This window comes from Micromonospora sediminimaris (assembly GCF_016863575.1).
GTDB lineage: Bacteria > Actinomycetota > Actinomycetes > Mycobacteriales > Micromonosporaceae > Micromonospora > Micromonospora sediminimaris.
In genome coordinates, this window is record NZ_BOPD01000036.1 from 48989 (window position 1) to 68658 (window position 19670).

The window sequence follows — 19670 nt, forward strand, 5'->3', positions numbered from 1 at the left end:
GTGTGATGACCGGGCCTGCGCCCGACTCCGATTACGCTGCTTGGCGATCCGCTCGCAGCACCGGCCGAGCATGCGCCGCGAACGTGCCGAGCCGGACCCGCCCGTACGATGACAAGGACGCCCCGTGTCGATGACCGACCAGGCTGCCGCACCCTCGGCGGCGATCGACGAACCGACCGCTCCCGCTTCCGGCGGGTCGTGGCTCGCCGCGAGCCGGGTCGGGACGATAGTCGCCGGGCTGCCCGCAGCACTTACCGACGGCGCCGTCCTGGTGTTCGCGCTCTGGACGCTGCTGTACCACGCCGCGCTCCCGCTCGGCCTCGCCCCGTCGTGGACGTTCCGGGTCTGGTTGGCGGCCAGCCTGGCGTTGCTCCTGCTCATCGCGCTGACCCGATGGCGTCACCGGCGCGTCGGCTCGTCGCACACCGCAGGCGGTGCGCCCGACACCGCAGGCGGTGCGCCCGACACCGCAGGCAGCGCGCCGGATGCGACGGGCGCGGGTCCGGCCTCCGACGCCGACCCGGCGGCGGGACGCACCGGCCGGGCAGCGGTCGTCCGGCGTAGCTTGGCGGCACTGGTCCTGGTCTTCGGCACTGTCGCGGCGATCACCGCCGGGCTGGCCGGTACGCCGGCCGGCGCAGAACTGTCCTGGTGGGTGCCGGCCTCGGCCGGGATCGTGGCGGCCACGGGTCTGGTGCTGCTGACCCGGCAGACCTGGCGGACCTGGCGGGACACTGCGGCGACCCGGCCGCCGGCGCCGACCGCCAGGCAGTCGGCGTACGCGTTGCTGGTCGCCGGTGGCGCCGCTGCCGCCTCCCTTTTCCTGGCCCGCAACACCCCGGACGACATCTACTACGTGGGTCGATCGGTCTGGGTCGCGGAACGGGACAACGTTCCGCTCAACGACTTCCTGTTCAGCGAGAACGTCCTGCCGGCGATGGCGTCCCAACCTCCGATCGCCAGCATCGAGGTGCTGGCCGGCGCGCTCGCCCGGTTCCTCGGCATCTCCGCGGCGTCGGCGACCTGGTACCTGCTGCTGCCGCTCCTGGCGGTGCTCGCCGTGCTGGCGCTCTGGCGGCTGGTGCAGCGCTGGGCGCCCCGGCGTCCGGTGCTCGCCTTCACCGTGGCCATCGCCTTCCTCGCCCTGGTCTGTGGCCCGGACGCCGCCCTGGGCAACTTCCACCTGCCCCGGCTCTACCAGGGCAAGGGCATGTTCGTCTCGGCGGTGGTGCCGTTGATGTGGCTCTATCTCACCCGCTGGTTCGACGACCGGTCCCGGCAGGGGCTGCTGCTGATCGCCGCGCTGTCGATCACCGCGACCGGGCTCACCACCACGGCGGCGATCGTCCTGCCGCTGCTGGTGGGCGGGGCGGCCCTGATGATGCTGCTGGTGGGCCGCTGGAAGTCGGCGCTCGCCGTCGGTGCGGCCGCGCTTACCTATCCGATCGGGGCGGTGGTGATCAGCCAGCTGGTCCTCGGGTCGGCCAACGAGGCCGCCGCCGACGTCAACTTCTACGACGCCGCGCACACCTACCGCCGGACGTTCGAGATCGGCATCGTCGGCGTGATCGGCGGACTCGCGCTGTGGTGCGGCCCGCTGCTGGCCCGCCGCCGCAGCCCGGCGCTGCTGGCGGCCGGCGGCACGGTCACCCTGAGCGTGCTGCTGGTGCCCGGAGTACTGGAGTGGCTCAGTGCGCTCACCGGCATCTCCGTGGTGCTGTGGCGGGTGTCGTGGCTGTTCGCCCTGCCGGCGCTTATCGGTCTGCTGTGCACGGTCTGGCTGCCGACCCGGCTGCCTGCCGTACGGGCGCTGGCCGGTGTGGTGCTGGCCGCCGTGATGGTGGGCTCGTTCGCCGGCTACGCCGTGCCGATGTGGGACGAGCGCAGCGGGGTGCTGGTGCACGACAGGCCGACCTGGAAGATCCGCACGAAGCAGCTGGCCATCGCGAGGTTCGTCGTGGGCCTCGACCGACCGGACGGCCTGGTGCTGGCCCCGGAGAGCATCATGCGGGCCATCCCGTTGCTGACCACCGAGGCGCGGGTGGTCCTGCCGCGTGACTTCTTCCTGATCGAGTACGACATCAACTCGCAGTTCTCCCGGGACCGGTTGTTGCTGACCAGGTTCGCCAACGGCGGCCCGGCCGCCCAGCGGCCCTCCGCCGAGGAGGTGGGCGCCGCGCTGGAGCGGCTGGACGTGGGCACGATCTGCGTCTACAGCCAGAACCGGTACGCCCGGCAGACCGGTGAAGGGTTCGGCTACACCACGTTCGCCAGGCGGAAGGCCGATCCGCCCGTGCACCCGAACGCCGTCACCTGCCTGCGTCGTGGGTAGGCACCCGGACGTCACTGCGTCGATGTCTCGCGTTAAGGTCGCAGCTGCGCTGACGCCGGGACGTGGCGTTCGGTGCCGCCGGGGCTGCCGGCCGTCGATCGCGGTAGGGAGAGCCGTCCCTTGTTGAGCATGTTGACTGGGCGCGTCGGTGTGGCGGCGCGTGGGGCCCTGCTGGTGGGGGCGTACCTGCTCCTGCTCGTCGGCGGCGCGTTCGGCCAGGTCGCCGGGTTCGTGGTTGCCGCACTGGCGGCGGTGCTCGGCGAGGTCGCCGTGCAGCGGTGGTCACCGGCCACCGTGACCCTGATGGAGAAGGCCGGCCTCGGCCTGGGCTACCGGCAGCTGGCCCGCGACGTGTCGGTCGTGCTGCTGGTCGTCGCCCAGGTGGCCCCGGTCGGCGGCGCATTGACCCTGCTGCTCCTGCTGCCCGCCCTGGTGTGGGTGATCGCCGTCTTCGCCGGAGCGTTCGAGCGCATCATCGACCGGCGCAGCCCCGGCGGTTCGATGGTGCGCAACATCGACCTGGGCCGGCTCGGCGGGCCGCCGCTGCCCCGGTGGGCCGCCGCGCTCAGCGGGGACCGGCTGCCCTGGGTGAACGTGTTGCTCGTACCGGCAGCGGTGGCCGCGGCGCTGGCCGACACGGTGACGCCAGTCCACGTGGCCGGCGTGATCGCCGTCGGGCTGGCCACGGTGGTGGGCGCAACTGTCGCGTCGATCTGGCTGCGGGGCCGGGGCGCCGGGCACGGCGCCCGGCTGTCGGCGGTGCAGCGGTGGCTCGACAGCCACCGCCCGGAGGTCGCGCTCTACTTCGCCGGCCCGGGCAAGGACATCTACCAGGCGAACATGTGGCTCGCCCCGGTCGAGGCGCTGGACCGGCCGACGGTGGTCTTCCTGCGTAACCGGGAGGCCCTGGCGGAGCTGGCCGACACCCGGCTGCCGGTGGTCTGCGTCCCGCCCGGTGCGGATTTCATGAATCTCGGCAAGACCAGCGTCCGGGTGGCGCTGTATCCCGCCAACGCCGGGGAGAACATCCACATGCTGCGGGAGCCCGGGATGAAGCACGTCTTCGTCGGGCACGGCGACAGCGACAAGGCCGCCAGCGTCAACCCGTTCTGCAAGGTCTACGACGAGGTCTGGGTCGCCGGGCCGGCCGGCCGGGAACGCCTCGCCCGGGCCGGGACCGGCGTACGCGACGGGAACGTGGTGGAGATCGGTCGGCCGCAACTGGCCGGCCTGCGTACCGCCGGTGGGTCTGCCGAACGTCCCTTCACCGTGCTCTACGCGCCCACCTGGGAGGGTTGGCTCGCCGACGACCCATTCCACACCTCGGTGCTGCTGATGGGGGAGCAGCTCGTCGCCGAACTGCTGGCACTCCGGCCGGAGGTCCGACTGATCTACAAGCCGCACCCGCTGACCGGGAGCCGGTCGGGGCGGGTCCGGGCGGCGCACGAGCGGATCGTGCAGCGCATCCGGGCCGCCGGTGGCCTGATCGACGCGAGCACCCTGGACGGACCGGCGCACCGGGTCGTCACCGGGCGGGTGCCCGCGCTGTTCGACTGCTTCGACCAGACCGACCTGCTGGTCAGCGACGTGTCCAGCGTGGTGTCCGACTTCGTGCAGAGCCAACGGCCGTACGTGGTGACCAACCCCGCCGGGCTGCCTGAGGACGAGTTCCGTCGCACCTTCCCGACCGCTCGGGCGGCGTACCTGCTGGCCGCCGACTGCGGGGAACTGGGGAAGATCGTGGCGGTCACCCGGGCGGGCGACGACCCGATGACCGAGGCCCGCCGGGAGCTGAAGACCTACCTGCTCGGCCCGACCGACGCCGACCCGATGGACCGGTTCGCCGAGGAGGTCGGCCGGCTCTGCCGCTGACGCCGCAAGGGTGCCCTGGTCCCCGCGCCGTTGAGCCCGGGTTTTGTCCGGTACCGGCCCGGTTCGCCGCCCCGGCGGGCATGCTCGAAGGGCAGGCCGCCGGGCGAGGGGATGGGCATGGAGAGCTATCACGAGGACTGGACCGACAGCCAGCGCGCGCTCTACGACGAGTGCTACCGCGCCGGTGCCGACTGGGCCGACGATCCCGACACGCCGTCGGAGGACGTGCAGCACGTGATCAACCTGGCGGAGGCCGACGACGACACCCTCGCCGACGCCGAGATCGACTTCGCGCCGTTGATCGACGCGGTCACCGAGGCCACCGGCGAGGTCGTCGCCACCGTGCCGGCCAGCCACGAGGACCCCGGATTCAAGGGGTTCGTGGACGGGGTGCGCGACGGCACCTCCGACGAGACCTTCGGCCTATGACCGGCTGAGCCGCCCGAGGCACCCGGGCCTGTCCACCCGGCCGCTCGTCTGCCACCATCTAGCGCAGTTGAGCAGACCGAACGGGGAGGCCGGGTGCGCATCCTGCTGGTCGAGGACGACCGACGGGTGGCCGCCGCCCTGTTGTCGGCGCTGACCCGACGCGGGTACGAGGTGGAGCACGCCGCCACCGTCGCCGCCGCGCTCTCCGCTGCCCCCTGTGACCTGGTGCTGCTCGATCTCACCCTGCCCGACGGCGACGGGACCGACCTGTGCCGGCAGTTGCGACGGCGCAGCAACCAGCTCGGCATCATCGCGGTGACCGCGCGCGGTGAGGAGCGCGACCGGGTGCTCGGCCTTCGGCTCGGCGCGGACGACTACGTGGTCAAGCCCTTCTCGATGGTGGAACTGCAGGCTCGCATCGAGGCGGTGCTGCGGCGGGCCTCGCACGCGGCACCGGAACGCAACCTGATCGAGGTCGGGCCGGTCTACATCGACGTGGCGGCCCGCACCGTCGCGGTGGCCGGGCGGCCGGTGTCGCTGACCCGCAAGGAGTTCGACGTCCTGCTCTCCCTGGCCCGGCAACCCGGCGTCGCGGTGCCCCGCGACCGGATCCTGCTCGACGCCTGGGGCACCACCTTCACCGATCGGCACACGGTCGAGGTGCACGTCGGTTCGCTGCGCGGCAAGCTCGGCGACCCGCGTCTGGTGGAGACCGTCCGAGGCGTCGGTTACCGGCTCCGGGGCGAGTGAGGAGCCCAGGGTGCGACGGCGGCTGGTGATCAGCTATCTGCTGCTGATGGTGCTGGTGGTGGTGGCGCTGGGTACGCCGCTGGCGGTGACGCTGACCACCCGGGAGACCGACCGGGTACGCGCCGACCGGCTCGCCGATGCCACCCGCTTCGCGTCGCTGGCCGGGCCGGCGTTGCGTGACGGCGTGCCCGGTCCACTCGACCACGAGCTGGGCAGCTACGACGAGCTGTACGGCATCGGGGCGGCGGTGGTGGACCGGGACCGTCGGGAGGTGGTGGCCTCGGCGAGCTGGCGACCGGCCCCGGGTACCCGGGCGGCGTTGGACGTCGCGCTGTCCGGGCAGCAGGCGAGCGGGCCTGACTCGGTCTGGCCGTGGGTCGACGGGCCGATCGTGGTGGCGGTGCCGATCAACGACGGCGGCGAGGTGCTCGGCGCGGTGGTCACCGCCACCCCGGCCGACGGGGTCCGGCGTACCGTCGCCACCTGGTGGACGCTTGTCGCCGCGCTGGGTCTGCTCGCCGTGCTGGCCTGCGTGCTCACCGCGTTCGGGCTGGCCGGCTGGGTGCTGCGTCCGGTCACCGAGTTGGACGCGGTCACCCACGAGATCGCCGAGGGCGACCGCGGTGCCCGCGTGCAGCACCGGCTGGGGCCGCCCGAACTGCGTCGCCTGGCGAAGAGCTTCAACCACATGGCGGACGTCGTCTCCGACGTGATGGACCGGCAGCGTGCGTTCGTTGCGCACGCCAGCCACCAGCTCCGTAATCCGTTGACCGCGCTGCGGCTGCGGGTGGAGGAGTTGGGGCCGAGCGTCACCGACGAGCAGGGCCGCGCCGAGCACCGGCTGGCGTTGGAGGAGACCGACCGGCTCGCCCTGCTCCTGGACGCGTTGCTCACCCTCGCCCGCGCGGAACGCCGCGAGAACCAGCGGGTCACCGTCGACGCGACGGCGGCGGCCGAGTCCCGGGTCGCGGCCTGGGAGCCGCTGGCCCGCCACCGGTCGGTCAGCCTACGGCTGGCGGCCGGTCCCGGCCCGGTGTACGCCCGTACCGTGCCGACCGCCATCGACCAGGCCCTCGATGCCCTTATCGACAACGCGGTGAAGTTCAGCGGTGCGGGCGGCGAGGTGACGGTGACCGTCGCGGCCCGCGACGGCGGGACGACCCTTGAGGTACGCGACACCGGCCCGGGGATGACCCGCAGCCAACTCGGCCGGGCCACCGAACGGTTCTGGCGGGCGCCGGAGGTGCAGAACGTCGACGGTGCCGGGTTGGGCCTGACCATCGCCGCTGTGCTTGTGGACGCCTCCGACGGCCGGCTCACCATGCACCCGAACTCGCCGCGTGGCCTGGTCGCCGCGCTCTGGTTCCCGCAGCCGGCGGAGCCGGCCGAACCCGCCGGCCCGGATTCCGCGGCCGGTCCACCGGCACCCACCGATCCGGCGTCGTCCGCACCAGCCGTGGCCTGAGCAGAGCCGGTCCGGGGCAGCCTAGGTTTGCTCCGATCCGTAGTATGAGTGCTATCTTTCAGCGCACAGATCATACGGAGGTGGTGGTCCATGGTTGTCAGCGCCGGGGCGGAAACCCCGACCAGCACCGGGGCGTCGACCGACCGGGGCGTCACTCTGGACGTGCACGACCTGCGGATGCGGTACGGCTCGACAGACGTGCTCACCGGTGTGTCGTTCAGCGCGCGGCGCGGCGAGGTGCTGGCCCTGCTGGGCCCGAACGGCGCCGGCAAGACGACCACAATCGAGATCCTGGAGGGCTTCCGGATGCGCTCCGGCGGCCGGGTCGAGGTGCTGGGGACCGACCCGGCGCGGGGCGACGAGCGGTGGCGGTCCCGACTCGGCGTGGTGCTCCAGTCCTGGCGTGACCACGGCCGATGGCGGGTGCGGGAGTTGCTGACGCACCTCGGCTCCTACTACGCGCCCTACTCGACCGGGCGGATCAGCCGGCCGTGGGACATCGACGAGCTGATCCAGGTGGTCGGGCTGGCCGAGCACGCGCACAAGAAGGTCGGTCAGCTCTCCGGTGGCCAACGTCGCCGGGTGGACGTGGCGATCGGCATCGTCGGCCGGCCCGAGGTGCTCTTCCTCGACGAGCCGACCGCCGGGTTCGACCCGTCCGCCCGCCGCGAGTTCCACGACCTGGTGCACCGGCTCACCGACATCGACGACACCACCATCCTGCTCACCACCCATGACCTGGACGAGGCGGAGAAGCTGGCCGACCGGATCCTCATCCTGGCCGGTGGTCGCATCATCGCCAGCGGGTCCGCCGACGAGCTGTCCCGCCGCATCTCCGCCGACGCCGAGGTGCGCTGGAGTCAGGGCGGGGCACGGTTCGTGCACTCCACCGGCGACGCGACCGGCTTCGTGCGGGAGCTGTTCGCCCAGCACGGCGAGGACATCGCCGACCTGGAGGTGCGCCGGGCCAGCCTGGAGGACACCTACATGACGTTGGTACGCGATCACGAGTCCGGCCGCGCCGACGGCGCGACCCGCGCGTTCGAGGAGGTGGCTCGATGAGCCCGCTGGTCGTGGCCGCCCGGGCCGGTCTGTCCCGGGGCCGGATCGAGCTGCGGCAGAGCTTCACCAACGCGGAGACCCTCTGGGGATACCTCTTCCCGACTGTCGTCCTGCTGGTGGTGATGTTCTTCCTGCGGGGCGCCAAGGTGCCGGGCACCGAGTTCTCGCTCGGCGCGCAGACGCTGCCCAGCACGCTCGGCATGACCGTGGCGTTCGGCGGGCTGGTCACCATGGCGTCGATCCTCACCGTGGAACGTGAGGACGGCACCCTGCTGCGGGCCAAGGCCACCCCGAACGGCATGTTCGGCTACCTGATCAGCAAGATCACACTGGTCTCGGGGATGACGCTGGTCAGCGTCGCCCTGCTCCTCGTACCGGGCCTCTTCCTCTTCGACGTCCTCGCGCTGGACAGCATCGGCGCCTGGCTGACCCTGGCCTGGGTGATGCTTGTCGGCATGGTGGCGACCATGCCGGTCGGCGCGGTCTTCGGCTCGCTGCTGTCCAACCCCCGGAACATGGGGCTGATCATGCTGCCGATGATGGGACTCATCGCGACATCGGGCATCTTCTACCCGATCACCGCGATGCCCGGCTGGTTGCAGGCCGTCGCGCAGGTCTTCCCGATCTACTGGCTCGGTCTCGGCATGCGGTCGGCGTTGCTGCCCGAGGCCATGGCCGCCGTCGAGCTCGGCGATTCGTGGCGACACCTGGAGACGCTGCTGGTGCTCGGCGGCTGGGCCGTCGCCGGGCTGGTGCTGGCACCGGTGGTGCTGCGCCGGATGGCCCGCCGGGAGTCCGGATCCAGCGTGGCGGCCCGCCGCGAGAAGGCCATGCAGCGGGTGACCTGAGGATGGGCCGTCGAGATGAGTGAGCACGTCCACAACCGCATCGCGATGCTCCGGGCCGAGCGGGGCATCTCCCGCCGTCAGCTGGCCGAGGCGTTGGGCGTCCACTACCAGACCATCGGCTACCTGGAACGCGGCGAGTTCAGCCCGAGCCTGCACCTGGCGCTGCGGATCGCCCGGCACTTCGAGGTGCCGGTGGAGGTGGTCTTCTCCACCGAACCGTTCCCCCGCCTCGGCGACCCGGCGCGCTCCGCCTGATCCGCCCGGTCAGGGCTTGCTGGCCCGGTAGTAGTCGATGGCGCCGGGGTGCAGGGGCAACGGTGAGGTGGCGATGGCCGAGCGGGGACTCATCCGGCCGGCCGCCGGGTGCGCGGCGGCCAGTTCGGAGCGGCGCTCCATCAGCAGCCGGGTCACGTCGCGTACCAGCGACTCCGGCAGGTTGGCCCGCACCACCAGGTAGTTCGGGTTGGCCACGGTGGTGACCGGATCGACGCCGTACACCGAGCGGGGAATGTCCCGCGGCACGTACACCTCGGGGTTGCCCCGGCGCAGCCGTGCGGTCCACTCGCCCAGGTCGACGATGCGGGTGGGGGTGTCCTGGGCGAACTGGGCGACCGCGCGTACCGGCAGCCCGCCGGAGAAGAAGAAGGCGTCGATCCGGCCGGCGCGCAGCGCGGCCACCGAATCGTCCAGGCCGAGCCGTTCCTGCCGTACCTGTGCGTCGTCGAGGCCGGCGGCGGTCAACAGCCGATCCACCGTGATCTTGGTCCCGGAGCCGGCCGCGCCCACCGAGACCCGCCGGCCGCGCAGGTCGGTCAGGGTGCGCACCGGGCTGTCGGCGGTGGTGACCAGGTGCAGCAGGTCGTCGTAGACCCGGGCGACCGCCACCACCGGCGGGTCCGGACCCGGGTCGGCCTGCAACACGTCGGCCTGGGTGAAGCCGAGTTCGGCCGCACCGGCGTTGAGCAGTTGCACGTTCTCCGCGGAGGCCGCGGTGACCAGCACCTCCGCCCGCACCTGCGGCAGTTCCCGGTTGAGGATGGCCGCCAGCGACGAGCCGAAGGCGTGGTAGACGGCGGTGGGGCTGCCGGTGGCGATCCGGATGATCACCGGCTCACCCGGGTCGTCGCGGCAGCCGCCGAGGCCGGGCAGAGCCAGCAGCAGGGTCAACGCCACCGCCACGCGGGCGCCGCGCCACCGGGCTCGGGCGGGATACCGGGTACGGGTCACGGGCAGCACTGTGCGCCGCCGGACCCCGATGACGCAACCCCGGGGACGGGCGGAGCAGGTGCGGCCGTCGGTCGGCCGCCGGTCAGGCCACCGGCCGCTGCACCGCCTCCTCCGCCGCGTACCGCAGGATTCGGTCCCGATCCCGACCGTGCGCCACACTGACCAGGAAGCAGCCGGTGCTCGGACGCAGCAGCGCCGGCACGTCCAGCAGGGCGGCGCCGCGTACCAGCACCGCGCCGAGTTCCCGGTCGGTGATCCGCACCCCGAGGATGTGCCGCCGGACATGCCGGCCACCGGCCAGCAGCGCGGCCCGCCAGGCGGCGGCGGCCAACCGGGTGCGCCACAGCCGCCGCGCCGTCGAGGCACCCGGCACCGGGCCACCGAGCAGCTCCCGCCGGCCACGCCGCCAACCGTTCTCCACGATCGCCGCGTACGTCGGCCGGTGCTCCCGCCCGACGTGCAGCCGGTGCAGCTCGTACCGGCGGCGCAGCCCACCGACCGCCACCTCGTGCCGGACCGGGATGTCGAGACGGTTGAGCAGCTGCCGGGTCCGCCGCGCCGCCTCCTCCCGGTTGAACTCGATAGTCGTCGGCCGGACGGGTTGCTGCCCGACGTGCCGGTGCCCGGGGGTCGCCGGCGGCGGCATGCAGCGCAGCAGGCAGGCCGTCTCGAAGGCGTCGGCAAGCGTCGTCCAGTCCAGCGGTGGCGGTGCCGACGGGGGCGGGGCCGACGGCGGCGTGCTGGACGCCGGCAGGGCCGATGACGGACGGGACCGGTCGAGCAGGATCGGTTCAGCAACCACCGGAGGGCCTCCTCGTCGCGTCGGGTCCTCTTACGGTGACCCGCGACACCGACCGGTGGTACCGATCCGGTCCAGCCTTGAGGAAATCTTGCGTCTGGTTACAGCTCCGAAACGATCACGTCGACCTGACGTGGCCGGCCGGGCCCGCTGGCCTGCTCGCACACCGTGTACTTCAGGTCTCGCAGCGTCGTCACCAGCGCTGTCACGGAACGCGGTCGGGCGCCGGCGAGCAGCAGGTCCCGGACCAGCCGCCCCTTGGTGGCCTTGTTGAAGTGGCTGACCACCGAGCGCACCGGCACACCGTCGACCTCCCGTTCATGCAGCACCCGCACGGTGAGGGTGCGCTCGGCCAGCTCGCCGCGCGGCGTCCAGGCCGCCGCGTACGCCCCGGAACGTAGGTCCAGCACCGGGCCGCGACCGGCCGCCGCGGTCAGCGCGGCCCCCAGATCCTGCCGCCAGAGCGCCGGCAGCGCGCCGACGCCGGGCAGCCGGGCCCCGATCGGGCAGCGGTACGGCGGGATCCGGTCGGTCAGCCGTACCGCGCCCCACAGACCGGAACTGATCAGCACCTGCCGTCCGGCCGCCCGCTGCGCCGCCGCCGGCAGGCTGGCCAGGTCGAGGGCCTCGTAGAGCACGCCGGTGTAGATCTGGCCGGCGGGTGCGGTGGCGGCCTGCCGCAGCCGGGCATTGCGTCGCAACTCGCCGTGCTGCCCGGCACCGAGGCCCAGCGCGGTCAGCGCCGTCTCCGGCGGCCCGGCGCTGAGGGCGACCAGGGCGGACAGCACCTCCTCCCGCCGTGGGTTCAGCTCCGGCAGGGAGAGGCGGTCCAGGTCCAGTCGGCGGCCCGAGCCGGCCTCGGCCTTGCCCTCCGAGGGCGGCAGCAGGATGAGCATGGGTGACTCTAACGCCACGGCCGGAGCGGCTCCGGCGGGTGGTACACCCGGAAGCCACCGATCTCGGCGAGCAGCGCCGCGCCGGCCCGGTCGCCGAGCAGTTCCCGCAGCCGCCGGTCCGCCGGGGCGTCGGCAGCCAGCACGTACCCGGGCCGCTGTGCCCGCGCCAGCCGCCACCAGTACGCCGGGTACCGGTTCTGCCCGGGGTGCAGACTGCCGTCGACCACCGCGCAGACCACCTCCTCGTCGGTGTTGAAGATCAGCCGGTTGCAGGTCCAGTACTCGCCGTACACCTCACGCAGGCCGGCCGCGCGGACCGTGTCGGCCAACTCCCGAGCCTGTCGTTCCTCGGTGCGTCCGGGATCCGCGCCGGTGGTGGCGAAGAGCACGGTCACCACAAGCGAGCCGGCGGCCAGCGCGGCCAGCGCGGCGGCGGCCACCGCACCCGCCACCCGGCCCACCACACCGACGGTGCCCCGTCGGGCGGCGACCGCCGCCACCCACAGCGGCCAGAGCACCGCCGGCAGCGACAGTTGCAGCACCGACAGGTAGCGGGCGTTGCCCAGCGGATCCGTCGCCGCCAGCGGACTGCGTACGTACGCCAGCAGGGTCAACGCCGCGCCCGCGAGCAGCGCGAGGTGCACGACCGGGCCGACCCGCTCGCCGCGCCCGGTTCCTCGGCGGTACGCGAGCCCGGCGAGCGTCGCCGCCACCACCAGCAGCAGCGGGTAGAGCAGGCCGAACCACGCCTGCCAGCGGGGGCAACCGTCGACCGGGCAGAGCCCGGCGGCCAGCGGTACGCCCTCCAGCAGCCCACCGCCGAGCCGTTGCGACCAGGGCGGCGCCGGCCCGTCCTCGCCGCTGACCCCACGCAGCACCGACAGGGAGTCCTGCCCGGGTGGGGCCACCAGGTTGTCCCGGATCATCGGGGCGAGCCCGACGGCGAAACCGACGACAAGCAGCAGACCCGACCAGCCGAGCAGTTCCCGGCGCAGCGTCCACACCAGGGCCAGCCCGGCCACCGCCAGGTACGGCACGATCAGCCAGTCCGACCAGAGCGCCACCCCGGCGAGCAGCCCGAAGCCGCCCACGGCCAGCGCCCGGTGCCGTGCCGTGCCCCGGGCCAGCGCCACCACGATCAGCAGCATCGCCAGCACCGCCACCTTGACCTCCGGCCGCCCGCCGACCGCGGTCACCTGGTCCCGGACGACCCGCTCGGAGCCGAGGGCGAGCAGCCCGACGACGACGGTGGCGAACCACGGCGAGCAGATCCGCCGGGTCAGCCGGTGGATCAGCCAGAGGAACAGCGCGTAGAGCGCGAGCACCGGCAGCCGCAGCAGCGGCCAGCTCGGCCCGGTCACCGCGAGCAGCGGTGCGGCCAGGTACGACTCCAGGGTGCCCATGTACCGCTGGCCGTACAGGAAGATCGGTTGCTCACGGCCCTGCGCGATGTGCAGCGCGGCCAGCCCGAAGGTGGCCTCGTCGCTGTTGGAGACGGGCACGGTGGTCAGCACCAGGACCAGCCGGTACCCGACTCCGAGCATCCCGAGCAGCAGGGCGACAAGCGCCGGCCGGTCGAGCCGTGGCCGCCACCGCCCGCGCTGTCGCCCTGGTTCCGCCCCTGCTCGTGGCACGACCTCGCCCCCGTCGTCGTCCCGACCGGAGTGTGTCACGGCGGCGACGTCGGGCGTGGCGGTTCGGCTCAGCTCGCGTGGCCGAGGTGGCTGGTCTGTGGCAGGGTTGCTTCCGTGCCACCGACTCCCGCAGGCCAGCTGGCCATACCGAACCTGCACCGGGCCGCGCGGATCGAGGACGCCGTGCACGCCCTGGTGGAACGCCGGCTGCGGCGGACCGGCTGGCGGACCAACATCATCGCGTATACCGGCTACGGCGGGCCCGGTTGGGTACGGGTGATGTGCCGGGTGTTGCTGGGGCGGCCGGACACCCGCCAGCGCGGCCGGTTGGAGAAGGTCCGGGGCTGGCGCAGCTTCACCACCCTGCCGGCCAAACACGTCACGGTGACCATCGAGACCGGCGGGGTGGTGCACGAGGCACGGGCCGACCGCAGCGGCTTCATCGACACGGTGCTCGACGCGACCCTGCCACCCGGCTGGGGTTCGGTGCGGCTGAGCATGCCCGACGCCGAGCCGGTCGAGGCCCCGGTGCGCATCCTCGACCCGGAGGTGCGGTTCGGCATCATCTCCGACATCGACGACACGGTCATGGTGACCGCGCTGCCCCGGCCGCTGCTCGCCGCGTGGAACACCTTCGTCCTGGACGAGCACGCCCGCGCGGCGGTGCCCGGCATGGCGGTGCTCTACGAGCGACTGGTCACCGCCCACCCCGGCGCGCCCGTGTTCTACCTGTCGACCGGCGCGTGGAACGTCGCCCCGACGTTGACCCGGTTCCTGTCCCGGCACCTCTACCCGGCCGGGCCGCTGCTGCTGACCGACTGGGGGCCGACCCAGGACCGCTGGTTCCGCAGCGGCCGGGAACACAAGCGGGCCACCCTGGCCCGGCTGGCCAAGGAGTTTCCCGACGTGCGTTGGCTGCTCGTCGGTGACGACGGCCAGCACGACCAGGAAATCTACCGCGAGTTCGTCGCCGCCCACCCGGACAACGTCGCCGGGGTGGCGATCCGCCGGCTGTCGCCCACCCAGGCGGTGCTCGCCGGTAGCCTGCCGCTCCCACACGACGAGCACACCGAGGGGCCGGTGGGGCAGAAGTGGCTCTCCGCGCCCGACGGCGCCGGTCTGTGGACCCTGCTGCGCGGCGCCGGCCTGGTTTGAGCTGGACCTGCTGCGCGGCGCGCGGGCTCGGTCCGCGCGCCGCGTGCCTCGAGGTCAGCCGCCCGGCGTGAGCGTGACCTCGCCGGTGCAGCCGGCCAGGGTGCGACGGTCTTCGAGCAGGTCGATGACCGCCTGTCGGTTGGCGATCCGGGCCTCCGAGAGAGCGTCCGGGTTGCGCCGTTGGCCGTCGATGAAGGCGAGGTTGTTGCGGACCGCGACGTCGAGGCCGGCGCAGTTCTCCGCCGCGCCACCGTTGAGTGCCGCGTTCGGGTCCGCGTCGGGCACCTCGACCTCGCCGGTACAGCCCGCCGCCGCGCGCCGCTGCTCCAACTGGTCGATGACCGCCTGCCGGTTGGCGATCCGGGCCTCCGTCAACTCGTCGGGGAACACCAGCTGGTCGGCGATGAACGCCAGATTGTTGCCCACGGCGGCGTCCAGGCCGTCGCAGTTCTCACTTGCCTGACTGGTCCCGGTGGCCACCGCGAAGGCCACCGCCAGGGTCACCCCGACCGCCGCGAACCCCGCGATCCTCCGCTGCCCCGGCGAGGGTTCGCTGCCACGGTTCCTGGCCGTACGCCCACTGCTCGCCATCAATCCTCCGCCTCGTCGCTCACCTGGAACCGGGAGTACGGACGCGTGGACGTGGTTGGTTCACCGTTCGATGATCTACCTGCCCGCCCGGCGGATTGTTGTATGCCTGGTAAGCGTCATGTCACTCAGACATGAATATGTCCGAGTGACATGACGTCTTCGAGGACAACCGGTCCTGGTGCCGGCCGCCCCTCAGGCGGGGCGGAGCCAGAGGGCGCCCAGTGGCGGCACGCGGAGCGCCACCGAGGCGGGCTGGCCGTGCCAGGGGACGTTCTCGGCGTGCACCGTGCCGAGGTTGCCGACCCCGGAGCCGCCGTAGTGGTGGGCGTCGGTGTTGACCACCTCCGCCCAGGCGCCGACGGCCGGCAACCCGATCCGGTAGTCCTCAAGCGGCAGCGCGGAGAAGTTCGCCACGCAGACCACCGTCGCCCCGTCGGGCGCGATCCGGACGAACGAGATGGTGTTGTTGGCGACGTCGTCACCGGCGAGCCAGCGGAAACCGGCGGGGGAGGTGTCCTGCGCCCACAGCGCCGGGGTGTCCCGGTACACCCGGTTCAGGTCGCCCACCAGGCGTTGCACGCCGGCCCGCGCCGGATCATGCAGCAGGTACCAGTCGAGTCCGCGTTCCTCGCTCCACTCCCGGTCGTCAGCCAGCTCGCAGCCCATGAACAACAACTGCTTGCCCGGATGCGCCCACATGTACGCCAGCAGCGCGCGGACGTTCGCCAGCCGCTGCCACGTGTCGCCGGGCATCTTGCTCGCCAGCGAGCCCTTGCCGTGCACCACCTCGTCGTGGCTGATCGGCAGCGTGTAGTTCTCGCTCCAGGCGTACGCCAGGGAGAAGGTGAGCTGATGGTGGTGGTGCTGCCGGTAGATCGGGTCCTTCGAGGTGTAGAGCAAGGTGTCGTGCATCCAGCCCATGTTCCACTTGAAGCCGAAGCCGAGCCCGCCGTCGCTCGTCGCCCGGGTCACCCCCGGCCAGGCGGTGGACTCCTCGGCGATCATCAGCACCCCGGCGTGGTGCTTGTAGACAGTCGCGTTGACCTCCTGCATGAACGCGATGGCTTCCAGGTTCTCCCGGCCGCCGTGCACGTTCGGCGTCCACTGCCCGTCCTGCCGCGAGTAGTCCAGGTAGAGCATCGAGGCGACCGCGTCCACCCGCAGCCCGTCGACGTGGAACTCGTCCAGCCAGTAGAGCGCGTTGGCGACCAGGAAGTTGCGTACCTCCCGGCGACCGAAGTCGAAGACGTAGGTGCCCCAGTCGGGATGCTCACCCCGGCGCGGATCGGGATGCTCGTAGAGCGGCGTGCCGTCGAACCGGGCGAGGGCCCACTCGTCCTTCGGGAAGTGCGCCGGCACCCAGTCCAGGATCACCCCGATCCCGGCGGCGTGCAGCCGGTCCACCAGGTACCGGAAGTCGTCGGGGTCGCCGAACCGGGCCGTCGGGGCGAAGTAGCCGGTCACCTGGTAGCCCCACGAGCCACCGAACGGGTGCTCCATCACCGGCAGGAACTCCACGTGAGTGAAGCCCAGCTCCACCACGTACGCGACCAACTGCTCGGCCAGCTCCCGGTAGCCCAGGCCGGGCCGCCACGAGCCCAGGTGCACCTCGTACACGCTCATCGGCTCCTGGTGCGGCTGCCGCCGCGACCGCTGGCCCAGCCACTGGGCGTCGGACCACTCGAACGTCGACAGGTGCACCACCGACGCGGTGGCCGGCGGCACCTCCGCGTACGCGGCGAGCGGGTCGGCCTTGTCCCGCCAGTACCCGTCCGCGCCCAGCACGCGGTACTTGTACCGGCTGCCGGCGGTGGCTCCGGGCACGAAGATCTCCCACACCCCGGTCGAGCCGAGCGACCGCATCGGCCAGCCGTCATCCGGCGCCCAGCCGGTGACGTCGCCGACCAGCCGTACGCCCCGGGCGTTCGGCGCCCACACCGCGAACGCCACCCCGCCGTCGAGCACCCGGGCACCGAGCGCCTCCCACAGCCGCTCGTGCCGGCCCTCACTGATCAGGTGCAGGTCCAGCTCGCCGAGGGTCGGCGGGAAACGGTACGGGTCGTCGTGGCGTACCCCGTCGACGTCGAGCCGGTAGTCGAGCACCTCGCCGGGCACGGTGGCCTCGAAGACGCCGACGTCGTGCACCCGCTTCATCGGGTGCCGCTCCTCGCCGACCAGCACGCTCACGTCGCCCGCGCCCCGACGCAGGGTGCGGATAACCGTACGCCCGCCGGCCGGGTGCGCGCCGAGCACGGCGTGCGGGTCGTGGATCTCCCCGGAGATCAGCTGGTCCATCGGGTGTCGTCCTTCTGGGCGGGAGCGGTCGGTGCGGTGCCAGGCGACGCCGCAGCGATCGGGCGGCGCAGGGTGAGCACGTGCGCGGGTTGCAGGTACGGGTCGAGGCGGACCGCGTTGCGCTGCCCCCAGTCGTAGCGGGCACCGGTCAGCTCGTCGTGCACGGTGAACCGGTCGTGCCAGTCCAGGCCCAGCGCCGGCATGTCCAGGGTGGTGTTGCCCCACTGCACGGTGTGCGAGTCGAACGAGCAGATCACCAGCACCGTGTTGCCGGTCTCCGGATCGTGCTTGGACCAGCACAGCAGGGCCGGGTTGTCGATGTCGTGGAAGACCAGGTTCCGCAGCCGGTGCAGGGCCGGGTTCTCCCGGCGTACCCGGTTCAGGGTGGTGATGAACGGCGCCAGCGAGCGACCCCGCGCCTCGGCGCCGGCCCAGTCCCGGGGCCGCAGCTCGTACTTCTCGTTGTCGAGGTACTCCTCCGCCCCCGGGCGCGCCACGTGCTCGAACAGCTCGTAGCCGGCGTACATGCCCCAGGAGGGGGAGAGCAGCGCGGCCAGCACCGCCCTGATCTTGAACATCGGCGGCCCGCCGTGCTGCAACGAGGCGTGCAGGATGTCCGGCGTGTTGGGCCAGAAGTTCGGCCGCATGTAGTCGGCCGCCGCCACCAGCTCCGTGCAGTACTCGCGCATCTCGGCGGCCGAGGTCCGCCAGGTGAAGTACGTGTACGACTGGGTGAAGCCGACCTTGGCCAGCCCGTGCATCATCGCCGGCCGGGTGAACGCCTCGGCGAGGAAGAGCACGTCCGGGTCGACCCGCTTGACCTCCCAGATCAGCCAGTGCCAGAAGTCGACAGGCTTGGTGTGCGGGTTGTCCACCCGGAAGATCTTCACGCCCTCGCCGACCCAGTGCCGCACCACCCGCAGCACCTCGGCGCGGATGCCCTCCGGATCGTTGTCGAAGTTCAGCGGGTAGATGTCCTGGTACTTCTTCGGCGGGTTCTCCGCGTACGCGATGCTGCCGTCGGCCCGGGTGGTGAACCACTCCGGGTGCTCGGTCACCCACGGGTGATCCGGGGCGCACTGCAACGCCAGGTCCATCGCCACCTCCAGACCGTGATCGGCGGCGGCGGCGACGAAGTCGCGGAAATCCTCAGGCGTACCCAGATCGGGGTGGATGGCGTCGTGCCCGCCCTCGGCCGCGCCGATCGCCCACGGCGAACCCACGTCGTCCGGCCCGGCGAGCAGGCTGTTGTTCGGGCCCTTGCGGTTGACCCGACCGATCGGGTGGATCGGCGGCAGGTAGAGCACGTCGAAACCCATCGCCGCGACACCCGGCAGCCGCTCGGTGGCGGTGGCGAAGGTGCCGGAACGGGCCGGCGCATCGACGGTCGCCGGGATCGCCCCCTCGGAGCGGGGGAAGAACTCGTACCAGGCGGAGAAGAGGGCCCGCTCGCGGTCCACCCAGAGGCGGTACTCCTCGCCGGTGGTCACCAGCTCACGCACCGGGTGCTCCCAGAGCAGGTCGGCCAGCTCCAAGGCCGGACTCACCCGCTGCGGCAACTGCCGCTTGGCGTCACCCAGGGTCTGCGCGGCCTTCTTGAGCCGGGGCCGCTCGGCCTTCGGCACCAGCTTCGTGGCCGCGCTCAACACGCGTACGCCCTCGGCCAGGTCGTTTGCCAGCTCAGCCGGCCCCTGGCCGGCGGCGATCTTCTTGGTCACCGCGTTGTGCCAGGTCAGGTAGGGGTCGCTGAACGCCTCCACGGTGAACATCCACTCGCCGACCGCGTCCGGCACGATGCTGGCGTGCCACCGGTCCTGGCCGGGCTCACCCGGACGCATCCGGGTGAACGGGCGGGCCACCCCGTCCGGGCCGAGCCACACCACGTTGCAGCCGAGCGCGTCGTGCCCCTCGCGGTAGGCGCGCGCCGACACCGGCACCACCTCGCCGACCACCGCACGGGCCGGGTAGCGACCGCAGGAGACGACGGGGGAGACGTCTTCGATCGGGAACCGTCCGCTCACCGCCCCAACCTACTGCCCGAGATCCCCTCGCGCTCGGCCGACCGGCGCCTCGGCCACAGAAACAATCTTGGTCCGAAACCGCCCCCTCAGGGGCACTCCCGAACCAAGATCTCGCCTGGGCCACCGGAGAGGGGAGCGGGCGTCGGATCAGGAGGGTGGTTCCGCCGCCACGAACGACCCCTTGCCCTGGTGAACCTCGATCCAGCCTCGTTCGTCGAGAATCCGGAGCGCAAACCTGATCGGTGTTGGGCTGGCCTGGTACTGCTCGCACAGTTGCGCGATGGACGGAAGCTT

Annotated in this window: 17 protein-coding genes; 9 read left to right on the forward strand and 8 right to left on the reverse strand. The window is 72.4% G+C overall.

The window, feature by feature from the left end; all coding sequences use genetic code 11:
- Positions 1 to 130: 130 nt before the first annotated feature.
- The 8 genes from Vse01_RS24680 (at position 131) to Vse01_RS24715 (ending at position 9013) form a co-directional block, all read left to right on the forward strand.
- On the forward strand, positions 131 to 2332 hold the full coding sequence (locus tag Vse01_RS24680) for a DUF6077 domain-containing protein (protein ID WP_093403250.1): 2202 nt from the start codon (positions 131 to 133) through the stop codon (positions 2330 to 2332).
- 120 nt (positions 2333 to 2452) lie between these two features.
- Positions 2453 to 4204, forward strand: coding sequence for a CDP-glycerol glycerophosphotransferase family protein (locus tag Vse01_RS24685; RefSeq protein ID WP_373870715.1), 1752 nt, complete (start codon positions 2453 to 2455; stop codon positions 4202 to 4204).
- A 117-nt stretch (positions 4205 to 4321) separates the two neighbouring features.
- The gene (locus tag Vse01_RS24690; protein WP_093403251.1) at positions 4322 to 4633 is read left to right on the forward strand and encodes a hypothetical protein; all 312 of its coding nucleotides are present in this window, start codon (positions 4322 to 4324) and stop codon (positions 4631 to 4633) included.
- 93 nt (positions 4634 to 4726) lie between these two features.
- A complete protein-coding gene (locus Vse01_RS24695) occupies positions 4727 to 5383 on the forward strand; it encodes a response regulator transcription factor (protein WP_093403157.1) in 657 nt (218 codons plus the stop codon).
- Between the two features lie 10 nt (positions 5384 to 5393).
- Positions 5394 to 6848 (forward strand): sensor histidine kinase, encoded by a 1455-nt coding sequence (locus Vse01_RS24700; RefSeq protein ID WP_093403159.1) that lies wholly within the window; start codon positions 5394 to 5396, stop codon positions 6846 to 6848.
- A gap of 90 nt (positions 6849 to 6938) precedes the next feature.
- Complete coding sequence (locus Vse01_RS24705) at positions 6939 to 7910, forward strand: ABC transporter ATP-binding protein (RefSeq protein ID WP_093403160.1); 972 nt, start codon at positions 6939 to 6941, stop codon at positions 7908 to 7910.
- Positions 7907 to 8758 carry an ABC transporter permease gene (locus Vse01_RS24710; protein ID WP_093403162.1) on the forward strand — a complete coding sequence of 284 codons (852 nt, stop codon included), beginning with the start codon at positions 7907 to 7909 and terminating at the stop codon, positions 8756 to 8758. The genes Vse01_RS24705 and Vse01_RS24710 overlap by 4 nt, the downstream gene beginning before the upstream one ends.
- A gap of 15 nt (positions 8759 to 8773) precedes the next feature.
- Positions 8774 to 9013 (forward strand): helix-turn-helix transcriptional regulator, encoded by a 240-nt coding sequence (locus Vse01_RS24715; RefSeq protein ID WP_093403164.1) that lies wholly within the window; start codon positions 8774 to 8776, stop codon positions 9011 to 9013.
- Between the two features lie 9 nt (positions 9014 to 9022).
- Here the strand turns inward: Vse01_RS24715 and Vse01_RS24720 are convergent, their stop codons facing one another.
- The 4 genes from Vse01_RS24720 to Vse01_RS24735 form a co-directional block, all read right to left on the reverse strand.
- Positions 9023 to 9994 carry a TAXI family TRAP transporter solute-binding subunit gene (locus Vse01_RS24720; protein ID WP_093403165.1) on the reverse strand — a complete coding sequence of 324 codons (972 nt, stop codon included), beginning with the start codon at positions 9992 to 9994 and terminating at the stop codon, positions 9023 to 9025.
- Between the two features lie 73 nt (positions 9995 to 10067).
- Positions 10068 to 10787 carry a hypothetical protein gene (locus tag Vse01_RS24725; protein WP_373870716.1) on the reverse strand — a complete coding sequence of 240 codons (720 nt, stop codon included), beginning with the start codon at positions 10785 to 10787 and terminating at the stop codon, positions 10068 to 10070.
- A gap of 98 nt (positions 10788 to 10885) precedes the next feature.
- Complete coding sequence (yaaA, locus tag Vse01_RS24730; RefSeq protein WP_093403167.1) at positions 10886 to 11680, reverse strand: peroxide stress protein YaaA; 795 nt, start codon at positions 11678 to 11680, stop codon at positions 10886 to 10888.
- A gap of 8 nt (positions 11681 to 11688) precedes the next feature.
- A complete protein-coding gene (locus tag Vse01_RS24735; RefSeq protein WP_093403255.1) occupies positions 11689 to 13314 on the reverse strand; it encodes an ArnT family glycosyltransferase in 1626 nt (541 codons plus the stop codon).
- Positions 13315 to 13428: 114 nt separating this feature from the next.
- Here Vse01_RS24735 and Vse01_RS24740 point away from each other — a divergent pair, with 114 nt between their 5' ends.
- Positions 13429 to 14469 carry an App1 family protein phosphatidate phosphatase gene (locus Vse01_RS24740; RefSeq protein ID WP_093403169.1) on the forward strand — a complete coding sequence of 347 codons (1041 nt, stop codon included), beginning with the start codon at positions 13429 to 13431 and terminating at the stop codon, positions 14467 to 14469.
- 54 nt (positions 14470 to 14523) lie between these two features.
- Here the strand turns inward: Vse01_RS24740 and Vse01_RS24745 are convergent, their stop codons facing one another.
- The 4 genes from Vse01_RS24745 to Vse01_RS29505 form a co-directional block, all read right to left on the reverse strand.
- Complete coding sequence (locus Vse01_RS24745; protein ID WP_139233125.1) at positions 14524 to 15060, reverse strand: hypothetical protein; 537 nt, start codon at positions 15058 to 15060, stop codon at positions 14524 to 14526.
- Positions 15061 to 15252: 192 nt separating this feature from the next.
- On the reverse strand, positions 15253 to 17355 hold the full coding sequence (gene glgB / locus Vse01_RS24750; protein WP_093403171.1) for a 1,4-alpha-glucan branching protein GlgB: 2103 nt from the start codon (positions 17353 to 17355) through the stop codon (positions 15253 to 15255).
- A complete protein-coding gene (locus Vse01_RS24755; RefSeq protein ID WP_093403173.1) occupies positions 17343 to 19376 on the reverse strand; it encodes an alpha-1,4-glucan--maltose-1-phosphate maltosyltransferase in 2034 nt (677 codons plus the stop codon). Before Vse01_RS24755 ends, glgB begins: the two co-directional genes overlap by 13 nt.
- A gap of 147 nt (positions 19377 to 19523) precedes the next feature.
- Complete coding sequence (locus Vse01_RS29505; protein WP_275415536.1) at positions 19524 to 19658, reverse strand: GntR family transcriptional regulator; 135 nt, start codon at positions 19656 to 19658, stop codon at positions 19524 to 19526.
- Between the last annotated feature and the right edge of the window lie 12 nt (positions 19659 to 19670).

What these genes read in the sequence shown, in the direction of transcription:
- yaaA (WP_093403167.1), bottom strand. Translation starts at nt 11,680, where the DNA reads ATGCTCATCCTGCTGCCGCCCTCGGAGGGCAAGGCCGAGGCCGGCTCG.
- Vse01_RS24745 (WP_139233125.1), bottom strand. Translation starts at nt 15,060, where the DNA reads ATGGCGAGCAGTGGGCGTACGGCCAGGAACCGTGGCAGCGAACCCTCG.
- Vse01_RS24715 (WP_093403164.1), top strand. Translation starts at nt 8,774, where the DNA reads ATGAGTGAGCACGTCCACAACCGCATCGCGATGCTCCGGGCCGAGCGG.
- Vse01_RS24710 (WP_093403162.1), top strand. Translation starts at nt 7,907, where the DNA reads ATGAGCCCGCTGGTCGTGGCCGCCCGGGCCGGTCTGTCCCGGGGCCGG.
- glgB (WP_093403171.1), bottom strand. Translation starts at nt 17,355, where the DNA reads ATGGACCAGCTGATCTCCGGGGAGATCCACGACCCGCACGCCGTGCTC.
- Vse01_RS24705 (WP_093403160.1), top strand. Translation starts at nt 6,939, where the DNA reads ATGGTTGTCAGCGCCGGGGCGGAAACCCCGACCAGCACCGGGGCGTCG.
- Vse01_RS24680 (WP_093403250.1), top strand. Translation starts at nt 131, where the DNA reads ATGACCGACCAGGCTGCCGCACCCTCGGCGGCGATCGACGAACCGACC.
- Vse01_RS24690 (WP_093403251.1), top strand. Translation starts at nt 4,322, where the DNA reads ATGGAGAGCTATCACGAGGACTGGACCGACAGCCAGCGCGCGCTCTAC.